Source organism: Neorhizobium vignae (assembly GCF_000732195.1).
In the GTDB taxonomy this organism is placed as follows: domain Bacteria; phylum Pseudomonadota; class Alphaproteobacteria; order Rhizobiales; family Rhizobiaceae; genus Neorhizobium; species Neorhizobium vignae.
Map to the genome: position 1 here is coordinate 49,909 of NZ_JNNU01000025.1, position 21,270 is coordinate 71,178.

Below are 21,270 nucleotides of genomic sequence, written 5' to 3' on the forward strand. Positions count from 1 at the left end.
ATTGTGTGTGACGACAGGACGTAGGATTGTGGCATACTGGGTTGTGCGGCGTCCGAAACCTAGTTGAGTACCGACCCTAATGCTCATGCAGGAGCCAACATGCACATCATCGACCGGCGGCTGAACCCGCGCGGTAAAAGTTTGGAAAATCGGCAGCGGTTTCTGCGGCGCGCAAAAGACGCCGTGCAGCAAGCAGTCAGGCGATCCCTGCAAAGCCGCAGTATCCGCGATGTACTGGATGGCGGCGAAGTCAGCCTCCCGATCGGCGGCATGGGCGAGCCGAGCTTCCGCCGGGCCGAAGGCGGGATTACGGATCATGTCCTGCCCGGCAACCGGGCGTTCGTCGAAGGCGATATCATTCCACGTCCCCCCGGCCAAGGTGCCGGCAGGCCCAAGGAGGCCGGACAGGGCGATGGTGAAGACGGCTTCCGCTTCGTGCTGACGCGCGAGGAATTTCTCTCAGTGTTTCTGGATGACCTCGAACTGCCCGAACTCGCCAAGCGGCGGCTCAGCGAGACCGAGGAGATGAGCCCGGTTCGCGCCGGCTACTCCATTTCCGGCTCCCCTTCCAATCTCTCCATCGACCGGACGACGCGGCTCGCCATGATGCGACGCATCGCTCTCAAGCGCCCGAAACCTGAAGACATCGAGGCGCTGCAACGCCAGATCGACGAATCTGAGAACGAGGAGACGCGCCTGTTGCTGCAGGCGGAACTCAAGTCGCTGACGGACAGGATCCGACGCATCCCCTACGTCGATCCGCTCGACGTGCGCTACCGCCGCTTCGACAACGAACCGAAGCCGGTGGCGAAGGCCGTGATGTTCTGCCTGATGGACGTGTCCGGATCGATGTCCGAGCACATGAAGGATCTGGCCAAGCGCTTCTACCTGCTGCTCTATCTGTTCCTCTCGCAGCGCTACGAGAAGGTGGAGCTCGTCTTCATCCGCCACACGGAAAAGGCCGAGGAGGTCGATGAGGAGACCTTCTTCTACGGCCAGGCGACCGGCGGCACGCTGGTCTCGAGCGCACTTGCGGCCATGCGCGCCATCATCGCCGCACGCTTCGACCCGACGGAATGGAACATCTACGCCGCACAGGCGTCGGATGGCGACAATTCCTACCGGGACGAGGGTCCGGCCGGCCATCTGCTGAAACACGAGATCCTGCCGCTCTGCCAGTACTTCGCCTATATCGAGGTCGATGAGGAGGGTGGCGATTCCTCGATCTCCAACTCGCCTCTCTGGCGCCTCTATGAAGGCATCCGGTCCGGCTCGGCCACCCTTGCGATGCGCAAGGTCTGCCGCAAGAACGAGATTTTTCCGGTCTTCCACGATCTCTTTCAGAAGCGTTCGACACAGACGAAGGCGGTGCCATGACCCAGGCGGCTATGCAGAAGGATCGACTGCTCTTCGAGGGCGCCGACTGGGATTTTTCGACCCTTCAGCGCATCCACGACGCGTGCGAGGAGATCGCGATCGGCGAGCTGGGGCTCGACGTCTACCCGAACCAGATCGAGGTGATCACTGCCGAACAGATGCTCGACGCCTATTCGTCGACGGGCATGCCGCTGTTTTACCGCCACTGGTCCTTCGGCAAACATTTCGCCCATCACGAAGCCTTCTATCGTCGCGGCATGCGGGATCTCGCCTACGAGATCGTCATCAACAGTTCGCCCTGCATCTCCTATCTGATGGAGGAGAACACCGCGACGATGCAGACCCTGGTGATCGCCCATGCGGCCTTCGGCCATAACCATTTCTTCAAGAACAACTACCTGTTCAAGCTGTGGACCGATGCCGAGGGCATTCTCGACTATCTCGATTTCGCCAAGGGCTATATTGCCCGCTGCGAGGAGCGTTACGGCGAAACGGCGGTGGAGCGCACCCTCGATGCCGCCCATGCACTGATGTCGCACGGCGTGCATCGTTATGCCGGCAAGACGCGGCTCGACCTGCGCCAGGAAGAAAAACGCCTGCAGGAACGGCGCGCCCACGAAGAACAGATGTTCAACGATCTCTGGCGCACGGTACCGGCGGGACGTAAGCGCGATGCTGCCGATGTCGATCTCGAGAGGCGGCGCGCAGCACTGGGCCTGCCGCAGGACAACCTGCTCTATTTCCTCGAAAAGTCGTCGCCCCGGCTGCAGCCGTGGCAACGGGAAATCCTGCGCATCGTTCGCCACGTGGCTCAATATTTCCATCCGCAGCGCCAGACCAAGGTGATGAACGAGGGGACCGCGACCTATGTCCATTACCAGATCATGGAAAGGCTGCACGACCGGGGGCAGATCAGCGACGGGAACTATTTCGAGTTCCTGAAATCCCATACCAATGTCGTGTTCCAGCCGACCTTCGACGACCGGCGCTTCTCCGGCTTCAATCCCTATGCACTCGGCTTTGCGATGATGCAGGATATCGAGCGGATCGTGACCGAGCCAACCGACGAGGATCGCGAATGGTTTCCGGATATTGCCGGCCGCGGAGACCCGATGCAGGTTCTGCGCGGCATCTGGGCCGACTACCGCGACGAGAGCTTCATCAGCCAGTTCCTGAGCCCACACCTGATCCGCAAGTGGCGCCTTTTCCAGCTCTACGACGACCCGCAGGTGAGCGAAGGGATATTGGTTTCCGCGATCCACGACGAGCGGGGCTACAAGCGCGTACGCCGCCAGCTGGCGCGCGAATACGACATCGGCTGGACCGATCCGAGGATCGACATCGTCGATGTCGATCTTGCCGGGGACCGTCGCCTTCTCCTGCAGCACCGGGCGCCGAACGACTGGGTTCTCGAGGACAGCGAGACCAGGCAGGTCCTCCAGCATCTGGCGGATCTCTGGGGCTACGACGTCATGTTGCAGGAAATCGACGGCGCCGAGAAAGTAGTGAAGGAACATGCGGCGCATCCCCGCGAGATCCTGCAAAAGGGTGACCTTTTCTCCTGACGACGGCGCATGAGCAGGTCTCCATCGATCATGCGGCCCTGGCCCGGCGACGCGCTATCGGCGTCGCTAGCGCCTATCGATTTTGATTGAGGGAAAGGCCGGACCTCCTGCCGATGGGCAATCGTGATTGGACATCAAAAGCGGTCTGGATCAAATTACCGATTGGGCGACGGGCATCTATTTTGTTCAAATAGGAGGCCGCAATGGAGCAACGTGCAGTCGATCAGCTGAGGACTATCGCCAGGATAAACCGCAGCTATCCCGACTTCCAGATGTCCAGCAGTGAACGGCTCGAACGGTGGGCCGAAATTCTTGAGCTCAACCCCGACCGATCCCTTTCGACCTTTCGGGAAACCGAATACCAGCCGGATGAAATAAGGGCCGCAATGCGCGGCGACGGGACGGCGATTGCCGTCGCCTTCGGCGATCCGGTCCTGCGCGCAGCGGGGATGCGGGACGACACCTATGGGGAAGCCAGACGGTTTTTTGAATTGTCCGACCGACAGCTCCACAAACTTGTCTGTTTCTGCCACTTCGGGGCCCATGTGAGCGCAGGTACGGTCGCCCATCAGGTGCGTTCGATAGCCACCCGCAGATCCAGTGGCACCCTTGCATACCTGGTTTCTTTCTTCAGAAGGTAGCCCGTATCGGTCGGTGGAACGCAATCGGCGTTTCCCTGCCGGAGCAGTTGCCCGATGTCTCGGCGTTGCCGCTTGCCATTGCGGGAGGCGGCCGTGAATTGAGCCGCGTTAAGGTTGAAGCGGAGCCACGCCCCTCCTTCGGCGGAGCGTGCGCGCCGTGGATTTCGGATGGCTCCGATCAAGCGTCTTTTGCACGGTCACGAGACAGCATGTCTCAAGGCCGGTGGTGACCTTGCGGGCCCTATGGTATCTCGACAAAAGGATCTCTATACGGAGTTCCGGATTTTCCGGAGATATGCCGCGTGGCGAATTTTAATATGGACTTGTGTATAGTTGCCGGCAGAAGGCCGGGCTTGCTCGAGCAGACTTTGGAGAGTTTTTCAAAGCGCTGCTTTGCTCATTTTTCCTTCTCGAACGTTCTCGTCAACATAGATCCGATCTTCGGCACGGAAGAGGATGAAGCCGAGTGCCTGCGCGTGGTCGGCAGCTATCTGCCGTCAGCCTCCTTCTTCAGACCGAGCGAGCCGGGTTTTGGCGCCGCGGTCAAGCGTCTCTGGGCCAACACGCGTTCCGACTATGTGTTCCATATCGAGGATGACTGGGTCGCGCTGACCGACCTCGGCGAGGAGATTTTCGGCCCGTTTTCAGATCCGAGCGTGATGCAGGTTTCCTTTCATACGGCCGATCAGAACTGGAATATCGCAAAGGACGGCCATCTTCACGAGAGGAACGAATATGCGCGGTTCCTGGGCATAAAAATCCCGCTGTTCAAGACTTTTCCGAAATTCACCACCTCCCCTTCCATTCTGCGCGGTTCCTTCGCCCGACAGGCTGCAAGCCTGATGGACTCTTCTCGGGATCCGGAAAAACAATTCTATTCCGGCGTCAACGCAGAGCTTGAACGATTGGCGGCGCCGAACAAGAACTACATTTTCTCTCCCCAGCAGATACCCGTCATCCGTGATACCGGACGAGAATGGAGAGACAATCGCAAAATCAAGAAAGTCATCGAGAATACGACCTCCTATTGGGTCGAGGAATAGTTCCCCGGCATGTCCGCGCTGGTCACCGGGCCGCCTTGAAAAACGGCCGCATACCGTGATGCGGCTACGAAATTTCCGTCAGGAGCGTTGAAGAAAAAACGCTCGCTGGCCTGCGGATAAAAGCGCCGTGCCGCATCAGGCGGCACCGTCCGGTTTCAGCATTCGGTAACGCTCTGAATGTATATTAGGCATCGATCAATTTGCGCGAGCACACTGGACGCCTGCCAATGAACCACTGCTCCGCCATCGGACCTGATCTGCAAACACCTCACCGCGAACTTTTGGAAGACCTGTTCGAGGGCGCGCCAAGACCCACAATCATAAAGGACGAAGAGTCACGCTTCCTGTTCCTCAACAGCAAGGCGTGCGAGATGTTCGGCATTAGCCTTGATGACGTGCTTGGCCGCACCGACCGCGATCTGCTGCCTGCGGACGAAGCCGATCGAATCCAGAAGATGGACGCGGGGGTGCTGGCGACCGGCGAGGAACGGCTTTTCGAGGAGGCGGTCACGGGCCCGGATGGTTCGATCCGGACGCTTCTCACGCACAAGCGGCGGTCGTTCCTGTCAGGACCTGCAGGGAAAAGGCCGATCCTGATTGTCGTCATTTCAGACATAACCAAGCTCCGTCACGCCGAACAGGTCCTGCGGGCAAGCGAGGAACACTATCGCTCTCTTATTGAACTGCACCCCCAAACGCCGTGGCTAGCCGACGCGCAAGGGAATGTCATCGAAGTCGGCCCAGGATGGCAGAACGCTTCCGGACGGGAGGTCGGCGAAGCGCTGGGACGCGGGTGGGAGAAGACCCTGCACCCCGCGGACCTGCCTGACGTGATTGCCAAATGGGAGGCCGCAGTCAACACCGGCCTACCGTTCGACATGATCTACAGGATCGGGACCGCGAAAGGGCGGTATCGGTGGTATCGGAACCGCGCGGCTCCCCGGCTCGATGACGACGGCAGAGTCGTCCGCTGGTACGGCCTCCTCGAGGACGTGCACGACCGCCAGCTTGCCCTCAAAGCCCTCCAGTCCAGCGAGCGCAGGCTGCGCCAGCATCGGGACGAGCTCGAAAAGATCGTTCTGGCGAGGACCGCGGAAGTGCAGGAGAAGAACGTCGAGCTGGATCGCCTTCTTCAGCATGAACGAGGCATCAATGCGCAGCAGCGCCGCTTCGTCGGGATGATCTCGCACGAGTTCAGGACGCCTCTGGCCGTGATCGACGGAGCGGCTCAGCGGCTCACGCGCACGAAGACGGCTGCAACCCCGCAGTTCCTGGAGGGCAAGGCTCTGCAGATCAAGGGCGCCGTCGCCCGCATGGTCGAGCTGATGGAAAGCATCCTCGCCGCCGGACGGCTGGAGACAGGGACTATTGCAATCAACAAGGAAGCCGGTTCACTCAGTGCTGTTCTTCGCCAATGCATCGCAAACCGGGCGGAGATCAGCAAGAGCCACACGATCAGCCATGATCTCGAAGCGCTTCCAGCGCTGCAGATGATCGACGGAGCCGCAATAGAGCGGGTCTTTTCCAATCTGCTGTCAAACGCAGTGAAATATTCGCCCGCCGGTTCCAGGATCCGTGTCAGCGGATGGAAGGACGGTCGACGGGTTCTGGTCAGCGTCAGCGATTCCGGCATCGGCATGGATGCCGACGACCTGCCGAAGCTGTTCGAGCCCTACTTTCGCGCCCGCAGCGCCACCGGCATCGCCGGAACGGGGATCGGTCTCAATATCGTCAAGGAAATTGTGGAGTTGCATGGCGGCTCGATCTCGGTCCAGAGCCTTCTGGGCCAGGGCACGACCTTCACCGTGGAGCTGCCGTTCGACGAGGTCAGACAACAGCATTCAGCTTAGGCCGGCGCCGCAAGAAGAAGAACCTCACGCGGCGATCGATGAAGCTAGCCAGGACGCAAGCTCGTCTCGCCCCATGGGTCTGCCCACCAGAAAGCCCTGCAGCTGATCGCAACCGGCAATTCGGAGGACGTCCGCTTGATCGGCGGACTCAATGCCTTCGGCCGTGACCGGGATCCCGAGGGCCTGAGCCAACGAGATCGTGGCCGTCAGGATGTTCCGGCCGGTGCTGCCGTCATCTATGGCTTGAACCAGGGAGCGATCGATCTTCATCCGGTCGAAACCGAACTCACGAAGCGTGCCGATACTGGCATAACCGGCGCCAAAATCGTCAAGAGCAAAACGGATGCCTGCCAATTTCAGGGCGGTGATCGAGCGTCTTGCCTGTTCAGGGTTCGACATCAGCACCGCTTCGGTGATCTCCAGCGTCAGTCGCGAAGGATCAAACCCTTCCTCTTTCAAGACAGCGAGCACATCCCCGGCGAAATTCGGGTTGCATAGCTGGATCGGAGAAACATTGACCGACAGGGAGAGCGGAGACCATGCCCGGGACGCCACGATGGACTTCCGAAGCATCTGGAGGCCCAGAATATCGATCAATCCGCATTTCTCCGCCAGAGGTATGAACGCGTCCGGGCCGATTGCTCCTTCGGCGCGTCTCCACCTCGCCAGCGCCTCAACGCCGGTGATGTCGCCCGAGACCGCGGACGCCAGCGGTTGGAAGACCGGCTGGATCTCGTCATTCTGGAGGGCGCGCCGAAGGTCGCTTTCCAGGCCCGCAATCTTCTCGCGCTGGCGGTCAAGATCCGGATGATAGGCGACGGCGCATCCCCTGCCCATTTCCTTCGCTTCATAAAGGGCCATATCCGCCCGGCGAAGAAGTTCATGCGCATCCCCCGCGTCGTCACGGCAGGCAACGCCGATGCTTGCGCCAATTTCGATCGTGCGGCCTTCGATGAGAAACGGCCTTTTGAGGCGTTCAAGAACTTGACTGTCAATTTCGGCGAGGTCCGTGGAGCCGCGCTGAACCAGAGCGAATTCATCACCGCCCAACCGGGCGATACCGAATACGTCTGCATGGATGTCGCGCAAGGCTTCCGCCACCAGCCTGATCAGCTGATCTCCAATCGCATGCCCCCAGGCATCGTTGACTGCCTTGAAACCGTCGAGATCGACAAGGTGCAGAACCACCATCTGGCTCTTGTCGGCCTGCATCAACCGGTCAAGTCCTTGGATCAGACCGAGCCTGTTCAAGAGACCGCTGAGGCTGTCATGCGTGGCTTCATGTTGGGCGCGATCCGCCAAGCTCTTCAACCGCCGCGTTTCCGACAAGCCAGCAAACAGGACACCAACCAGATACATGCCGAGGATTGTGACCGCGGCAGCGATAAAGGGACGAGCCTCGTCAAAGATCGTGTTTCCCGGAGCGGCACTTGGCCAAGCCAAACGCGCGACTTCAAGTCCATACACATCCATGAGCGGCGAATTCAGAAGATCGCCCGCCGGACGGTCGGTTATGTGGAGTTCCGGGAGTTGATGTTCTTTGGCCATCTGGGCCACGACCTCAGACGTCAGAGTCTTGAAGAAGCTGAGGACATAGTAGGTCGGATCCTGTACCTGTGACCCGAACGGCTGGATCGCTTCCGATGCGACCGCAATGATATCGTCGCCGTTTCTGAAAAAATTCACGATTGGATCGATGCCGGGCCGAGCGGCGGCTTCCGTTTGCACAGGAAATTTCGCACCGAGATATTCGACGGGGTCTATTATATCGGCTTTGAGATAGGCGATGCTCTTGCCGCCCGCTGGCGCCGTCAGCACGATCCCGTCATCGCTCGGAAACCGCGCGGGCCGATACCTCCGCCGAGCGGGCGGGCTTTCTAGAGCCCTTGCAGGAATTCTTCGGTGGTTGCGAGGTGGAGCTGAACGGAAAAGCGATCTCCCAGAAGTTCGAGCGACGCGTCATGTGTGTCATCGGCTCCGCTGCAGACGGCATCCCTCAGCACGATCACATGGTATCCAAGATCGATGGCACCAAGCGCTGCGGACAGGACGCAAACGTCGGTCTCGCCGCCGGTCAGGACGACGGTTTCGATACCCTCCTTCAAGAGCACTCCGTGCAGCGCTCCGCTGACCCAGGGAGAATAAGTCATCTTGTCGAATATGCGTGCAGGAGGGACAAGCGCCTTCAAGGAAGGGATCAGATCGATAAGGCCCGGATCGAGATGCTCGCCTGTCATCATCCGCCACTTTTCATAGTACACCCGCCACATCCCCTCCATCGCTTCGGGCCGCGACGGCGTGACGAACCTTGTAAAGATCGTCTTCTCCGGGTGGCGGCCGGAAAGCTCTTCGATCGATGGCGACACCTGGCGCATCCACGAGACGTGCCAAGGAGTGTCTTCAGCGAAGATCCGCTGCATGTCGATGCAAAGATGAATCCAGTTGCCAGCCATATAATGCTCCGCGGTCCTGCTGAACGCCCCATCCGGAACGTGGTTCCGGCCGGGACCGGCGGAAGGCTGGCTGCAACTAACGGACGTCCGACATGAGGGATGCCCTCGGTCGAACACGAGGACGACGTCACGCTCTCACGATTGGCTGGACGCCCTGACGAAATCGATGAAGGCCCGCAGCGGCGCCGGTACGAGCCGCCGGCCGGGGTAATAGAGAAATGGGCCGGAAAATTGCGGCCACCACGGCTCGAGCACAGGTTCGAGAGAGCCATTGTCGAGATGGGGCCGCAACCAGTCCTCGAACAGCAACATGATGCCGGTGCCGGCAATCGCTGCATCGACGGCAAGATCGGTTGCCGCACCTATCTGCACGATCAGCGGCCCCGTCGGATCGATCCGCACCACCTCGCCATCCCGCTCGAATTCCCAAAGCATCATCGCCCCGCTTGTGAACCGCCCGCGAATGCAGGCGTGGCCAAGCAGGTCGCGCGGGTGATCGGGACGGCCATGGCGATCGAGGTATGCGGGGGATGCCGCGGCCGCGAAACGCTGTTGGCGCGGACCGATCGGAACCGCGATCATGTCCTGCTCCAGCCGCTCGTCATAGCGGATGCCGGCATCGCATCCCGCAGCCAGCACGTCGACGAAGCTGTCGTCGGCGACGATTTCGAGCCGGATGTCGGGATAGGCCGCGAGGAACCGCGGGATGATCGCCGGGAGCACCAGCCGCGCAGCGCTGACCGGTACATTGAGACGAAGAACGCCTGCAGGTTTGTCGCGAAACCTGTTGACCACGTCGAGTGCCGCGTCGACCTCGGTGAGCGCTGGGGTCAACCGGGCCAGCAGACCGGCGCCTGCTTCCGTCGGTACCACGCTGCGTGTCGTCCGATTGAGAAGCCTGACCCCGAGCTGCGCCTCGACACGCCGCACCGCCTCGCTCAATCCTGATGCGCTGCCGCCTGTGGTCCGCGCACCCTCGCGGAACCCGCCGGCGCGCGCCACTGCCACAAAAGCATTCAGATCACTCAGATCGATCTTCATTGTTCGAAATTCCGCACAGCCCGTGCCGACTGTACCCAATTTTCGTGCGGCCTCTCAAGTTCTATATCCACGTCATCTTGAAAAGGAGAGATCCCATGTCGAATACCGACCAGGCACGTACATATGTCCTCGGCGACCGCAACGTCAAACGACTCGGCTACGGCGCCATGCAGCTTGCGGGCAAGGGCGTCTTCGGCCCGCCGAAGGACCGCGATGCGGCAATCGCAGTACTGCGCGAGGCAGTCAAGGCCGGTGTCAATCATATCGACACCAGCGATTTTTACGGTCCGCACGTGACCAACCAGATCATCCGCGAAGCGCTTCATCCGTACCCCGATAATCTGGTGATCGTGACCAAGATCGGCGCCATGCGCGGGACAGACGGTTCATGGAACCCGGCATTTTCCGCCGAGCAGCTGACACAGGCCGTCCACGACAACCTGCGCAATCTGGGTCTCGACACCCTGGACGTCGTCAATCTGCGCATCATGTTCGATGTCCACGGCCCGGCCGAAGGCTCGATCGAAGAGCCCCTGACGGTTCTGGCGGAGCTGCAGCGCAAGGGCCTCGTCCGCCACATCGGGCTCAGCAACGTCACGCCGGCACAGGTTGCCCAGGGTCAGGGCATCGCCAAGATCGTCTGCGTCCAGAACCAGTACAATCTCGCTCACCGGCAAGACGATGCCATGATCGACGATCTTGCCCGCGATGGCATCGGCTATGTGCCGTTCTTCCCGCTCGGCGGCTTCAGTCCGCTCCAGTCGTCAACCCTGTCGGAGGTTGCCCAGCGCCTGGATGCCACGCCGATGCAGGTTGCACTTGCCTGGCTGCTGCGTCGCGCACCGAACATTCTCCTCATTCCAGGGACCTCGTCCGTGGGCCACCTGCGTGAGAATCTCGCCGCGGCGGAACTGCGGCTGTCGGACGCCGTGATGGCCGAACTGGAGGGTGTCGCCGGCATCCGCCCCGCCTGAGCGCCCCAAACCTGGCCCCCACCGTGCGTCGAAAAATCGACGCACGGCATTTGCCTTTACGCGCGCTTTCGCTAAAAGTGAAAGAAAAGCGAACGGAGGAGTGAGGTGTTCATCACAGACCGCCAGACGAAGATCGTCGAACTTGCGAAGTCGGCGGGGCGAGTACTCGTCGACGACCTGGCGGCGAAGTTCTCGGTAACCTCGCAAACGATCCGCAAGGATCTGAATGATCTGTGCGACAAGCAAATTCTTACGCGGATCCATGGCGGCGCCACTCTTCCCCGCAGCAACGAGAATGTCCGATATGATGCTCGCAGGCAGATCGCCGCCGCGGAAAAACAGGCGATCGGCGTCGCTGCTGCCAACCTCATTCCGGACAACGCCTCGCTTCTCATCAACATCGGCACCACCACCGAAGCCGTCAGCGAGGCGCTGGTCAATCATCGCGAACTCATGGTGATTACCAATAACATCAACGTTGCCAACAGGTTGCGCCTTCTCGACGAAATCGAGGTGGTCATTGCCGGCGGCGTCGTTCGCCAATCGGACGGTGGTATTGTCGGTGAAGCCGCGGTCGATTTCATCCGGCAGTTCAAGGTCGACTATGCGATCATCGGCGTTTCGGCGATCGACCCGGATGGCGCTCTTCTCGATTATGACTTTCGCGAAGTAAAAGTTGCCCAGGCGATCATCGCCAATGCCAGGCACGTGATCCTGGTCGCCGACTCGACGAAATTCGAGCGCACAGCCCCCGTGCGTATCGGCCAAATCTCCCAGGTCCAGACGTTTATCACCGACCAGTGCACGTCTCCTTCGATCCGGGAAATCTGCCTGCAGAACGGTGTTGCGCTCGTGGAGACTTCGGAGACGAACGCTGAAGTTCATTAGCCCTTCAGTTTCGTTTGACATTCGGAATATTTTCGATTTAATCCATTTTAAGTTCACAATGCCTAGGGGCTTGCTGCCGTTTCGGATCAGCGAGGAAAATGATGGGTCAAAAAATCCACGATATCTTCGTGATCGGCGGCGGCATCAACGGCTGCGGCATCGCACGCGATGCGGCCGGCCGGGGTTATTCGGTCGCACTCGCGGAGATGGACGATTTTGCCTCGGGCACCTCCTCCGGCGCCACGAAACTCATCCATGGCGGCCTGCGCTATCTTGAGCATTACGAATTCCGGCTCGTGCGGGAATCGCTGATGGAGCGCGAAACCCTCTGGGCCATGGCGCCGCACATCATTTGGCCGATGCGTTTCGTCCTGCCCTACCACAAGGGAGGCGTTCGCCCCGCATGGCTGATCCGCCTCGGCCTGTTTCTCTACGATCATCTCGGTGGTCGAAAACTGCTTCCGCCGACCGCGGTGCTCGACATGCGCACCGACCCGGCAGGAAAGCCTCTGAAGCCTCTTTTTACCAAGGCATTCGAATATTCCGACGGCTGGGTCGACGACGCGCGGATGGTCGTGCTGAACGCTCGGGATGCCGCCGATCGCGGCGCCGTGATCCTGCCGCGTACCCGGGTGGTTGCCGCTCGTCGGGAAGGTGGTCTCTGGACAATCGAGACCGTCGGCGTCAGCACCGGCAGGACTGAGACCTATCAGGCCCGCATGCTTGTGAACGCCGCCGGCCCCTGGGTGGATCAGGTGATCCGCGAGGCGCTCGGCAACAATGACGCCCGCCATGTGCGTCTCGTCCAGGGCAGCCATATCGTCGTGAAGAGGAAATTCGAAGGATCCCGCGCCTATTTCTTTCAGAACCGGGACAATCGCATCATTTTCGCAATTCCTTACGAGAACGACTTCACGCTTATCGGCACGACCGACCGGGACTATTCCGGCAATCCGAAGGATGTGAAAATCTCCGAGGAAGAGACGACCTACCTCTGCAATGCCGCGAGCGAGTATTTTCGGGAACCGGTGCGACCCGCCGATATCGTCTGGACCTATTCGGCAGTTCGCCCGCTTTTTGACGACGGCGCTTCAAAGGCCCAGGAAGCAACGCGCGATTATGTGCTGAAGGTCGACGTCACTCAGGGCGCACCTCTGCTCAACGTCTTTGGCGGCAAGCTGACTACCTATCGCCGTCTTTCGGAACATGCGCTGGAGAAGATCGCCGAGGCGATCGGAGCAAAAGGTCACTCCTGGACGGCGAAAAGCCACCTGCCGGGCGGTGATTTTCCTGCGCAGGGTTACGAGGAAGAAGTGGTAAAGCTGAAAACCCACTATCCGTTTCTAGAGGAAAGGCATGCACGGCGCCTGGTTCGCCGGTACGGAACCCGCGCCGCGATGATCCTCGACGGCGCGACCAGGATGCAGGACCTCGGCCACCATTTCGGCGGCGATCTCTACGAGGCTGAAGTGAAATATCTTGTCGACCGTGAATGGGCCATGAGCGCGGAGGACGTGTTGTGGCGGAGAACCAAGGACGGTCTGCGGTTGAGTGAGACGGAAAAACAATATCTGGAGGAGTACATGGCCGCTATACCGGCAAAAATGGCCGGATAAGCGACATGTGTTCCCGATGTGAGGAGGCACGGGAACTCGAATGCTGGAAATGCGCAACGTCGCCAAGATGGTGGGGGGTGAATACCATATTCATCCGACCAATCTTGCTCTCGATCGCGGCTCGCTGAACGTATTGCTTGGCCCGACGCTCTCGGGCAAGACGTCGCTTATGCGATTGATGGCCGGGCTTGACCGTCCCACCAGCGGCTCCGTGTATTTCGACGGCGCCGACGTCACCGGCGTCGCAGTGCAAAAGCGCAACGTCGCGATGGTCTACCAGCAGTTCATCAACTATCCGGCCCTGACCGTCTACGAAAACATCGCCTCGCCGATGCGGATCGCCGGCAAGGACGCCTCGACCATCGACCGGGAAGTCCGCAAGGCTGCAGACCTGCTGAGACTGACGCCCTATCTCGATCGGACCCCGCTCAATCTTTCCGGCGGGCAGCAGCAGCGTACGGCGCTCGCCCGCGCACTCGTAAAGAATGCGAGCCTGGTGCTGATGGATGAGCCGCTCGCCAATCTCGACTACAAGCTTCGCGAGGAACTGCGTGAGGAATTGCCGAAGATCTTCGCGCAATCCGGCGCCATCTTCGTTTATGCGACGACCGAACCATCCGAGGCCTTGTTGCTCGGCGGCAATACTGCAACGCTCTCGGAAGGGCGGATCACGCAATTCGGGCCGACGATCGAGGTCTACCGTCGCCCGGCGGACCTGGTGACGGCCAAGACATTTGCCGATCCCCCACTCAACTTCATCGATGTGGTCAAGTCCGGCGACTCGTTCCGATACCGGGAAGCAGACAGTCTCGCGGTGCCGCCGCATCTGTCCGGCGTGCCGGACGGCCCGGTGACCATAGCCTTCCACCCCCATCACCTGGGGCTCACAGCGCAGACAGGCAATGCGGCGAGGGTCAAGGCCCAGACGCAGATTTCGGAAATCACGGGCTCCGAAAGCTTTGTGCATATGCACTACAACGGCGTGCGCTGGGTCATGCTGGCACCGGGCATCCACGACATCGATCCGGATACCGAAATCGAGCTCTTCCTGGATACCCGCCATCTGATGGCTTTTGGAACAGACGGCCGCGCCATCGCGGCGGCGGCTTGAGGACGGCGAACATGGCACGCATCACGCTCGATCACATCCGCCACGCTTACGGCCCCAATCCGAAATCCGACGCCGCCTATGCGCTGCGCGAGGTGGACCACGAATGGGCCGATGGCGGCGCCTATGCCCTGCTCGGCCCTTCCGGCTGCGGCAAGACGACGTTGCTGAACATCATTTCCGGCCTGCTGCAGCCATCGCACGGGCGTATCCTCTTCGATGGAAAAGACGTCACCAATCTCTCCACCCAGGAACGCAACATAGCGCAGGTTTTCCAGTTTCCGGTCATCTACGACACGATGACGGTCTACGACAATCTGGCATTTCCCTTGCGAAACAGAGGCATTGCCGAACCGGACGTCGATCGCCGCGTCCGCGAGATGCTGGAGATCATCGACCTCTCCGACTGGTCGAACCGCAAGGCCCAGCGCCTCACCGCCGATCAGAAGCAGAAGATCTCGCTCGGGAGAGGTCTCGTCCGCAACGACGTCAACGCGATCCTCTTCGATGAACCTCTGACGGTCATCGATCCGCATATGAAATGGGTGCTCCGCTCCCAGCTGAAGCGCTTCCACAAGCAATTCGGCTTCACCATGGTCTATGTAACCCACGACCAGACGGAAGCGCTCACCTTCGCCGACAAGGTGGTCGTCATGTACGATGGAGAGATCGTCCAGATCGGAACGCCGGCCGAACTCTTCGAGAGGCCCAGCCATACATTCGTCGGTTATTTCATCGGCTCCCCCGGCATGAACGTGATACCCGCCGAGATCCATGGGAGTACGATCAAGCTCGGAGCCGAGACGATCGCCCTCGATTATGCGCCGAAGCTCGATGCGGGTGGCAGGATCGAACTGGGCATCCGGCCGGAATTCATCCGCATCGGCCGGGAGGGAATGCCTGTCACGGTGACACGCATCGAGGACATCGGTCGGCGCAGGATCGTTCGCGCAAGCCTTGGGGGGCAGTCGATTGCGATCGTCGTTTCCGAGGATGCGGAGGTTCCGGCAGAGCCTCGCGTCACCTTCGATCCCGTTGCGCTGAATATCTATGCCAATTCATGGCGCGTTGGCAGGGAGGCCTGAACCATGGAAAAGACGTGGAACAACAAAGCCTGGTTTCTGGTGCTTCCCGTGCTGCTGCTGGTTGCCTTCTCGGCGGCCATTCCGCTGATGACCGTGGTGAACTATTCGGTCCAGGATACATTCGGCAACAACGCCTTCTTCTGGGCTGGCACCGACTGGTTCGACGACATCCTGCACTCGGCCCGCTTCTGGGAAGCCCTGCAGCGCAATCTGCTTTTCTCCTTCATTATCCTTGCGCTCGAGATTCCACTCGGCATCTTCATCGCGCTGAACATGCCGAAAAAGGGCATCGGCGTGCCGGTCTGCCTGGTGCTGATGGCCCTTCCGCTTCTTATCCCGTGGAATGTCGTCGGCACGATCTGGCAGGTCTTCGGGCGGGTCGATATCGGCCTGCTCGGCCACACGCTGGCGGCGCTCGGCATCGACTACAACTATGTGCGCGATCCTCTGGACGCCTGGATCACCGTCGTCGTCATGGATGTGTGGCACTGGACGAGCCTCGTCGTGCTGCTGTGCTACGCCGGTCTCGTCTCCATTCCGGACGCCTATTATCAGGCGGCGAAGATCGATGGGGCATCAAGGTGGTCGGTGTTCCGCTACATCCAGCTGCCGAAGATGAAGCGGGTGCTGCTTATCGCCGTCCTGCTGCGCTTCATGGATAGTTTCATGATCTATACGGAGCCCTTCGTGGTCACGGGCGGGGGCCCGGGCAACTCCACGACCTTCCTGTCGATCGACCTCGTCAAGACGGCGGTCGGCCAGTTCGATCTCGGTCCGGCCGCCGCCATGTCGATCGTCTACTTCCTGATCATCCTGCTGCTGTCATGGATCTTCTACACCGTGATGACCAGCAGCGATGCAGACAATTGAAGGAGGGAGAAGAACAATGGCGCGCGCAATCAAATACAAGCCCGCAGGCAATTTCTCCTGGCTGGTCTCGACGATCTACATCATCTTCCTGCTGCTTCCGATCTACTGGCTCGTCAACATGAGCTTCAAGGAGAACGCCGAGATCACCGGAGCCTTCTCGCTCTGGCCGCAGAACCCGACGCTCAGGAACTACATGGTCATCTTCACGGACCCATCCTGGTACAACGGCTATATCAATTCGATCATCTATGTGGCCCTGAACACCACGATCTCGGTTCTGGCGGCATTGCCGGCTGCCTATGCCTTCTCGCGCTATCGGTTCCTTGGCGACAAACACCTGTTCTTCTGGCTGCTCACCAACCGCATGGCGCCGCCCGCCGTCTTCGCCCTGCCCTTCTTCCAGCTCTATTCCGCCTTCGGTCTCATCGACACGCATATCGCGGTCGCCCTCGCCCATTGCCTGTTCAACGTGCCGCTTGCGGTGTGGATCCTGGAGGGCTTCATGTCGGGCGTACCGAAGGAAATCGACGAGACCGCCTATATCGACGGCTATTCCTTCCCGCGGTTCTTCGTGAAGATCTTCATGCCGCTGATCGCCTCGGGCATCGGGGTCGCGGCCTTCTTCTGCTTCATGTTTTCCTGGGTGGAACTGCTGCTCGCCCGTACGCTGACGACCACGGCCGCCAAGCCCATTTCCGCCATCATGACGCGCACCGTTTCGGCCTCGGGCATGGACTGGGGCGTGCTGGCAGCCGCTGGCGTGCTGACCATCGTTCCCGGCGCACTCGTCATCTATTTCGTTCGAAACTACATCGCCAAGGGCTTTGCCCTTGGCCGGGTCTGACAAGGGGGAACCACGCATGAGCTTTTCATGGATGGCCTGGACACTGCCGACGGCCCTGTTCTTTCTGACGATCCTCGCCCTGCTCATCGGCATGAGCATCTGGGAATATTTCGCGCCGGGCGGTTCGCCCAGGGTCGGTATCCTTCGCTTCGAGACGACGCGGGGAGATCGGCTCTTCATCTCGCTGCTCGGCTCGGCATTCATTCATCTCGCATGGCTGGGGCTTATCGGCCCCAACCTGTGGTGGGCTCTTGCCCTGGCAGTGGTCTACGCAATCGGCGTCTTCCGCTTCGTCTGAAAGGCAAGCTGAAAAGGTGGCGGGAGAACCGCCACTCGGTACGAAATGGCAATCGCAACACTCTGGGAGGATAAAATGCGACGGCATCTTATGACAACGACGGCAGCGGTGCTGCTGGCTCTGACCGGTTCCGCCTATGCCGGCATGGATGAGGCAAAGCAATTCCTGGACAAGGAAGTCGGCGAACTCTCGACGCTTTCCCGTGCCGAGCAGGAAAAGGAGATGCAATGGTTCATCGATGCGGCAAAACCGCTTGCCGGCCTCGATATCAAGGTCGTCTCCGAAACGATCACCACGCATGAATACGAATCGAAGGTCCTAGCGCCGGCCTTCACTGCAATCACCGGCATCAAGGTCAGCCATGACCTGATCGGCGAAGGCGACGTGGTTGAAAAGCTTCAGACCCAGATGCAATCGGGCGAGAACATCTATGACGCTTACGTCAACGATTCCGACCTGATCGGCACGCATTGGCGTTACCAGCAGGCCCGCTCGCTCACCGACTGGATGGCAGGCGAAGGCAAGGACGTGACGAACCCAGGCCTCGACCTCCAGGACTTCATCGGCCTGAAGTTCACGACCGCACCGGACAAGAAGCTCTACCAGCTGCCGGACCAGCAGTTCGCCAACCTCTACTGGTTCCGTTACGACTGGTTCAACGACGCCAAGAACAAGGCCGACTTCAAGGCCAAGTATGGCTACGAGCTTGGCGTGCCGGTTAACTGGTCGGCCTATGAGGATATTGCCGAGTTCTTCACCGGCCGCGACGTGGGCGGCAAGAAGGTCTATGGTCACATGGACTACGGCAAGAAGGACCCGTCGCTCGGCTGGCGCTTCACCGACGCCTGGCTCTCCATGGCCGGCAACGGCGACAAGGGCCTGCCGAACGGCCTGCCGGTCGACGAATGGGGCATCAAGGTCAACGAAAAGTCGCAGCCGGTCGGCTCCTGCGTCGCACGCGGCGGCGATACCAACGGCCCGGCCGCCGTCTACTCCATTCAGAAATACCTCGACTGGATGAAGGCCTATGCGCCGGCCGCCGCTCAAGGCATGACCTTCTCGGAATCCGGGCCGGTACCGGCCCAGGGCGAGATTGCCCAGCAGATGTTCATGTACACGGCTTTCACCGCCGACATGGTGAAGGCAGGCCTGCCTGTCATGAACCAGGACGGTACGCCGAAATGGCGTTTCGCTCCGTCTCCGCATGGGGTCTACTGGAAGGACGGCATGAAGCTCGGCTATCAGGACGTCGGCTCCTGGACGCTGATGAAGTCCACGCCCACCAACCGCGCCAAGGCGGCCTGGCTCTATGCCCAGTTCGTCACCTCGAAGACGGTGGACGTCAAGAAGAGCCATGTCGGCCTCACCTTGATCCGCGAAAGCACCATACGGCACAAGAGCTTCACGGATCGCGCGCCGAAACTCGGCGGCCTGATCGAGTTCTATCGTTCACCGGCCCGCGTCCAGTGGTCGCCGACCGGCACGAACGTGCCTGACTACCCGAAGCTCGCGCAGCTCTGGTGGCAGGCGATCGGCGATGCGTCCTCGGGTGCCAAGACGGCTCAGGCCGCCATGGACTCGCTTTGCGCCGAGCAGGAAAAGGTCCTGCAGCGCCTGGAACGCGCCAAGGTTCAGGGCGACATGGGACCGGCGCTCGCCGAGGAACACGATCTCGCATACTGGAACAAGGACGCGGTCGCCAAGGGCAACCTCGCCCCCCAGCTTAAGGTCGCCAACGAGAAGGAAAAGCCCGTCACCGTCAACTACGACGAGCTCGTAAAGAGCTGGGCTGACGCCAAGAAGTAAAAAAGCCGGCTCGCCGGGCGCTCAAGGCGCCCGGCGGCCACCGACTGCAACGTGTCCGCTCGCATTGCTCCCGGGGCCAAGATAGGGTGTCCGCCGCAGCCTAATTGCCCAACCGCTCCTTCCGGAACGCTGCCAAAACAGCCTTCGCCGCCAGCATCGCCGTATTCGCGTCAGTCTGATAGTTGCATACGGAAATCCGCATGACGTCGAGCCCTCGCCATCTGGCTCCGGTTACGAAGATCGTTCCTTCGCGCTGTAGCCGCGTTATGGTTCGTCTCGTGACCTCGTCGGCGTCGTTTGTCGAAAGATCCGAGCCGAAACGACAGATCAGCTGATTGAGGTCAACCTCGTTCAGGATTTCAACGCCCGGCTCGTGCGACAGATGCTCGGCAATGATCCGCGCGGAGGCGCAACAGCCTTCGACGAGACGGGCAATGCCGGTTCGGCCGAGATGTTTCATCATTGCCCAGGTTGCGAAACCGCGCGCTCGCCGCGAAAGCTCCGGCACATAGTGTGATGGATCTCGCTCCCCTTCCGTCGCAATGGGGAGGTAACTGGCAGCGATCGTCATGGCGCGACGGTGGGCCACTTCGTCCCTCACAATCGCATAGCCGCTGTCATAGGGGGTCTGGAGCCACTTGTGGCCGTCGGTGGCCCAACTATCGGCCAGCTCCAGTCCGGGACAAAGGTGCCGCGTCGATGGTGAAGCCTTTGCCCACAGGCCAAATGCGCCATCCACATGCACCCAGGCACCCCTGCTCCTGGCGACCGGGACAAGCTCGGCGAACGGATCAAAGGCCCCTGTATTGAGCTGTCCCGCCTGAAGAATGGCGATCATGGGGCCGCCGGCTTTATTGACCGCGTCCTCAAAAGGCCTGGCAAGGATACGCCCCTGCGGATCGGTCGCCACCCTGACGACGCGGTCATGCCCAAGTCCCAGGAACTGGAGGGCCGAGAAGACGGTGGTGTGGGCATCGTCACCGATGACAATGGTAATCGGCGGCGCACCGAAAAGCCCATCTGCATCGACATTCCAGCCGGCTCGGCGAAGCACTTCGCCTCTCGCCGCGGCCAGACACGTGAAGTTGGCCACAGTTGCCCCTGTGACAAAGCCCACGGAAGATTGCGCAGGCAGGCCGAGAACATCCAGGAGCCACGTGGCTGCAACCTTCTCGAAGGACGCGGCGGCCGGAGACGCGGTATGATTGCCCGCATTCTGCCCCCAGGCGCTGGTGAGGAAATCGGCCGTCACGCCCATCGGATGCGAGCCGCCGATGACCCAGCCGAAGAAAGACGGCCCGGTCATTCGGTGAAGCCCCGGCTCTGCCTTTTCCACGAGATGCCGAAGAACGTCCTCCATCGCCAAAGTTTCCTCCTGGAGATTTTCGGCGAGTGTGGCCAGGCATTCCTGGTACTGCAAATGCGGGCGGTGGAGCCGAGGCTCGGTCTGGCGGAAGCCGGCGGCCAGGCGTGCGGCCTCTGCGAAAAGCGTGTCTATGCCCTCAGCCATGGACGGTGCCTCCCTGCCATCGCGACTGCGATGGCGGCTCGTGGTGCATGCGGGTTCTAATTATTGAACTCTCTGCGGCCGCTTACCATACCATAGGCAGTTCCCTAACCCCACTGCCCCAACTGGATGAGGATCGAGGAATACCGGCTTCAGGCAATAGGGCAGCTGGAGCGGGTGAAGGGAATCGAACCCTCGTATTCAGCTTGGGAAGCTTCGAGAACAAGAAGGTAAATCAACGTGCCGTTTCACTGGCACTTGGCCTCGCCGGGAACCACCCGGCGAGGTATTTGCTACAACATAA

The 21,270-nt window shown here is 60.4% G+C and carries 18 protein-coding genes; 14 read left to right on the top strand and 4 right to left on the bottom strand.

What is annotated here, in order from left to right; genetic code table 11:
* The first annotated feature begins 99 nt into the window (after nt 1–99).
* The 5 genes from GQ59_RS26730 to GQ59_RS30755 all read left to right on the top strand — a co-directional run bounded on the left by GQ59_RS26730 (nt 100) and on the right by GQ59_RS30755 (nt 6,476).
* Entirely contained in the window at nt 100–1,377 is a 1,278-nt protein-coding gene (locus tag GQ59_RS26730; protein ID WP_037087121.1) for a YeaH/YhbH family protein, read from the top strand.
* A complete protein-coding gene (locus GQ59_RS26735) occupies nt 1,374–2,942 on the top strand; it encodes a SpoVR family protein (RefSeq protein ID WP_037087123.1) in 1,569 nt (522 codons plus the stop codon). Before GQ59_RS26730 ends, GQ59_RS26735 begins: the two co-directional genes overlap by 4 nt.
* A 203-nt stretch (nt 2,943–3,145) precedes the next feature.
* Nucleotides 3,146–3,583, top strand: a complete 438-nt coding sequence (locus GQ59_RS26740; RefSeq protein ID WP_037087125.1) for a hypothetical protein — start codon at nt 3,146–3,148, stop codon at nt 3,581–3,583.
* A gap of 353 nt (nt 3,584–3,936) precedes the next feature.
* On the top strand, nt 3,937–4,626 hold the full coding sequence (locus tag GQ59_RS26745) for a hypothetical protein (protein ID WP_244448074.1): 690 nt from the start codon (nt 3,937–3,939) through the stop codon (nt 4,624–4,626).
* Nucleotides 4,627–4,853: 227 nt separating this feature from the next.
* Complete coding sequence (locus GQ59_RS30755) at nt 4,854–6,476, top strand: sensor histidine kinase (RefSeq protein WP_051904226.1); 1,623 nt, start codon at nt 4,854–4,856, stop codon at nt 6,474–6,476.
* A 24-nt stretch (nt 6,477–6,500) separates the two neighbouring features.
* Here the strand turns inward: GQ59_RS30755 and GQ59_RS26755 are convergent, their stop codons facing one another.
* From GQ59_RS26755 to GQ59_RS26765, 3 genes are all read right to left on the bottom strand, one after another.
* Nucleotides 6,501–8,294, bottom strand: coding sequence for a putative bifunctional diguanylate cyclase/phosphodiesterase (locus GQ59_RS26755; protein ID WP_244448075.1), 1,794 nt, complete (start codon nt 8,292–8,294; stop codon nt 6,501–6,503).
* A 59-nt stretch (nt 8,295–8,353) separates the two neighbouring features.
* Nucleotides 8,354–8,929: a cysteine hydrolase family protein gene (locus tag GQ59_RS26760; protein WP_037087127.1), complete on the bottom strand. Its 576-nt coding sequence runs from the start codon at nt 8,927–8,929 to the stop codon at nt 8,354–8,356.
* A gap of 135 nt (nt 8,930–9,064) precedes the next feature.
* Nucleotides 9,065–9,970: a LysR family transcriptional regulator gene (locus GQ59_RS26765; protein WP_037087129.1), complete on the bottom strand. Its 906-nt coding sequence runs from the start codon at nt 9,968–9,970 to the stop codon at nt 9,065–9,067.
* A gap of 95 nt (nt 9,971–10,065) precedes the next feature.
* Between GQ59_RS26765 and GQ59_RS26770 the strand changes: the two genes are divergently transcribed.
* The 9 genes from GQ59_RS26770 to GQ59_RS26810 all read left to right on the top strand — a co-directional run bounded on the left by GQ59_RS26770 (nt 10,066) and on the right by GQ59_RS26810 (nt 19,459).
* Entirely contained in the window at nt 10,066–10,944 is an 879-nt protein-coding gene (locus GQ59_RS26770) for an aldo/keto reductase family oxidoreductase (RefSeq protein WP_037087131.1), read from the top strand.
* 105 nt (nt 10,945–11,049) lie between these two features.
* Nucleotides 11,050–11,832, top strand: coding sequence for a DeoR/GlpR family DNA-binding transcription regulator (locus tag GQ59_RS26775; protein WP_037087133.1), 783 nt, complete (start codon nt 11,050–11,052; stop codon nt 11,830–11,832).
* Nucleotides 11,833–11,933: 101 nt separating this feature from the next.
* A complete protein-coding gene (gene glpD / locus GQ59_RS26780) occupies nt 11,934–13,448 on the top strand; it encodes a glycerol-3-phosphate dehydrogenase (RefSeq protein ID WP_037087135.1) in 1,515 nt (504 codons plus the stop codon).
* Nucleotides 13,449–13,488: 40 nt separating this feature from the next.
* On the top strand, nt 13,489–14,559 hold the full coding sequence (locus GQ59_RS26785) for an ABC transporter ATP-binding protein (protein ID WP_037087138.1): 1,071 nt from the start codon (nt 13,489–13,491) through the stop codon (nt 14,557–14,559).
* 11 nt (nt 14,560–14,570) lie between these two features.
* Entirely contained in the window at nt 14,571–15,641 is a 1,071-nt protein-coding gene (locus tag GQ59_RS26790) for an ABC transporter ATP-binding protein (protein WP_037087140.1), read from the top strand.
* A 3-nt stretch (nt 15,642–15,644) separates the two neighbouring features.
* Nucleotides 15,645–16,511 (top strand): carbohydrate ABC transporter permease, encoded by an 867-nt coding sequence (locus tag GQ59_RS26795; RefSeq protein ID WP_037087143.1) that lies wholly within the window; start codon nt 15,645–15,647, stop codon nt 16,509–16,511.
* Nucleotides 16,512–16,527: 16 nt separating this feature from the next.
* The gene (locus tag GQ59_RS26800) at nt 16,528–17,355 is read left to right on the top strand and encodes a carbohydrate ABC transporter permease (protein ID WP_037087145.1); all 828 of its coding nucleotides are present in this window, start codon (nt 16,528–16,530) and stop codon (nt 17,353–17,355) included.
* 16 nt (nt 17,356–17,371) lie between these two features.
* The gene (locus GQ59_RS26805) at nt 17,372–17,653 is read left to right on the top strand and encodes a DUF2160 domain-containing protein (protein ID WP_037087147.1); all 282 of its coding nucleotides are present in this window, start codon (nt 17,372–17,374) and stop codon (nt 17,651–17,653) included.
* A gap of 75 nt (nt 17,654–17,728) precedes the next feature.
* Complete coding sequence (locus GQ59_RS26810; protein ID WP_037087148.1) at nt 17,729–19,459, top strand: ABC transporter substrate-binding protein; 1,731 nt, start codon at nt 17,729–17,731, stop codon at nt 19,457–19,459.
* Between the two features lie 100 nt (nt 19,460–19,559).
* On the opposite strand, the gene GQ59_RS26815 is transcribed toward GQ59_RS26810, so the two are convergent.
* A complete protein-coding gene (locus GQ59_RS26815) occupies nt 19,560–20,969 on the bottom strand; it encodes a pyridoxal phosphate-dependent decarboxylase family protein (protein ID WP_037087151.1) in 1,410 nt (469 codons plus the stop codon).
* Nucleotides 20,970–21,270: the final 301 nt, after the last annotated feature.

What these genes read in the sequence shown, in the direction of transcription:
- GQ59_RS26730 (WP_037087121.1), top strand. Translation starts at nt 100, where the DNA reads ATGCACATCATCGACCGGCGGCTGAACCCGCGCGGTAAAAGTTTGGAA.
- GQ59_RS26735 (WP_037087123.1), top strand. Translation starts at nt 1,374, where the DNA reads ATGACCCAGGCGGCTATGCAGAAGGATCGACTGCTCTTCGAGGGCGCC.
- GQ59_RS26740 (WP_037087125.1), top strand. Translation starts at nt 3,146, where the DNA reads ATGGAGCAACGTGCAGTCGATCAGCTGAGGACTATCGCCAGGATAAAC.
- GQ59_RS30755 (WP_051904226.1), top strand. Translation starts at nt 4,854, where the DNA reads ATGAACCACTGCTCCGCCATCGGACCTGATCTGCAAACACCTCACCGC.
- GQ59_RS26760 (WP_037087127.1), bottom strand. Translation starts at nt 8,929, where the DNA reads ATGGCTGGCAACTGGATTCATCTTTGCATCGACATGCAGCGGATCTTC.
- GQ59_RS26765 (WP_037087129.1), bottom strand. Translation starts at nt 9,970, where the DNA reads ATGAAGATCGATCTGAGTGATCTGAATGCTTTTGTGGCAGTGGCGCGC.
- GQ59_RS26770 (WP_037087131.1), top strand. Translation starts at nt 10,066, where the DNA reads ATGTCGAATACCGACCAGGCACGTACATATGTCCTCGGCGACCGCAAC.
- glpD (WP_037087135.1), top strand. Translation starts at nt 11,934, where the DNA reads ATGGGTCAAAAAATCCACGATATCTTCGTGATCGGCGGCGGCATCAAC.
- GQ59_RS26785 (WP_037087138.1), top strand. Translation starts at nt 13,489, where the DNA reads ATGCTGGAAATGCGCAACGTCGCCAAGATGGTGGGGGGTGAATACCAT.
- GQ59_RS26790 (WP_037087140.1), top strand. Translation starts at nt 14,571, where the DNA reads ATGGCACGCATCACGCTCGATCACATCCGCCACGCTTACGGCCCCAAT.
- GQ59_RS26795 (WP_037087143.1), top strand. Translation starts at nt 15,645, where the DNA reads ATGGAAAAGACGTGGAACAACAAAGCCTGGTTTCTGGTGCTTCCCGTG.
- GQ59_RS26800 (WP_037087145.1), top strand. Translation starts at nt 16,528, where the DNA reads ATGGCGCGCGCAATCAAATACAAGCCCGCAGGCAATTTCTCCTGGCTG.
- GQ59_RS26805 (WP_037087147.1), top strand. Translation starts at nt 17,372, where the DNA reads ATGAGCTTTTCATGGATGGCCTGGACACTGCCGACGGCCCTGTTCTTT.
- GQ59_RS26810 (WP_037087148.1), top strand. Translation starts at nt 17,729, where the DNA reads ATGCGACGGCATCTTATGACAACGACGGCAGCGGTGCTGCTGGCTCTG.
- GQ59_RS26815 (WP_037087151.1), bottom strand. Translation starts at nt 20,969, where the DNA reads ATGGCTGAGGGCATAGACACGCTTTTCGCAGAGGCCGCACGCCTGGCC.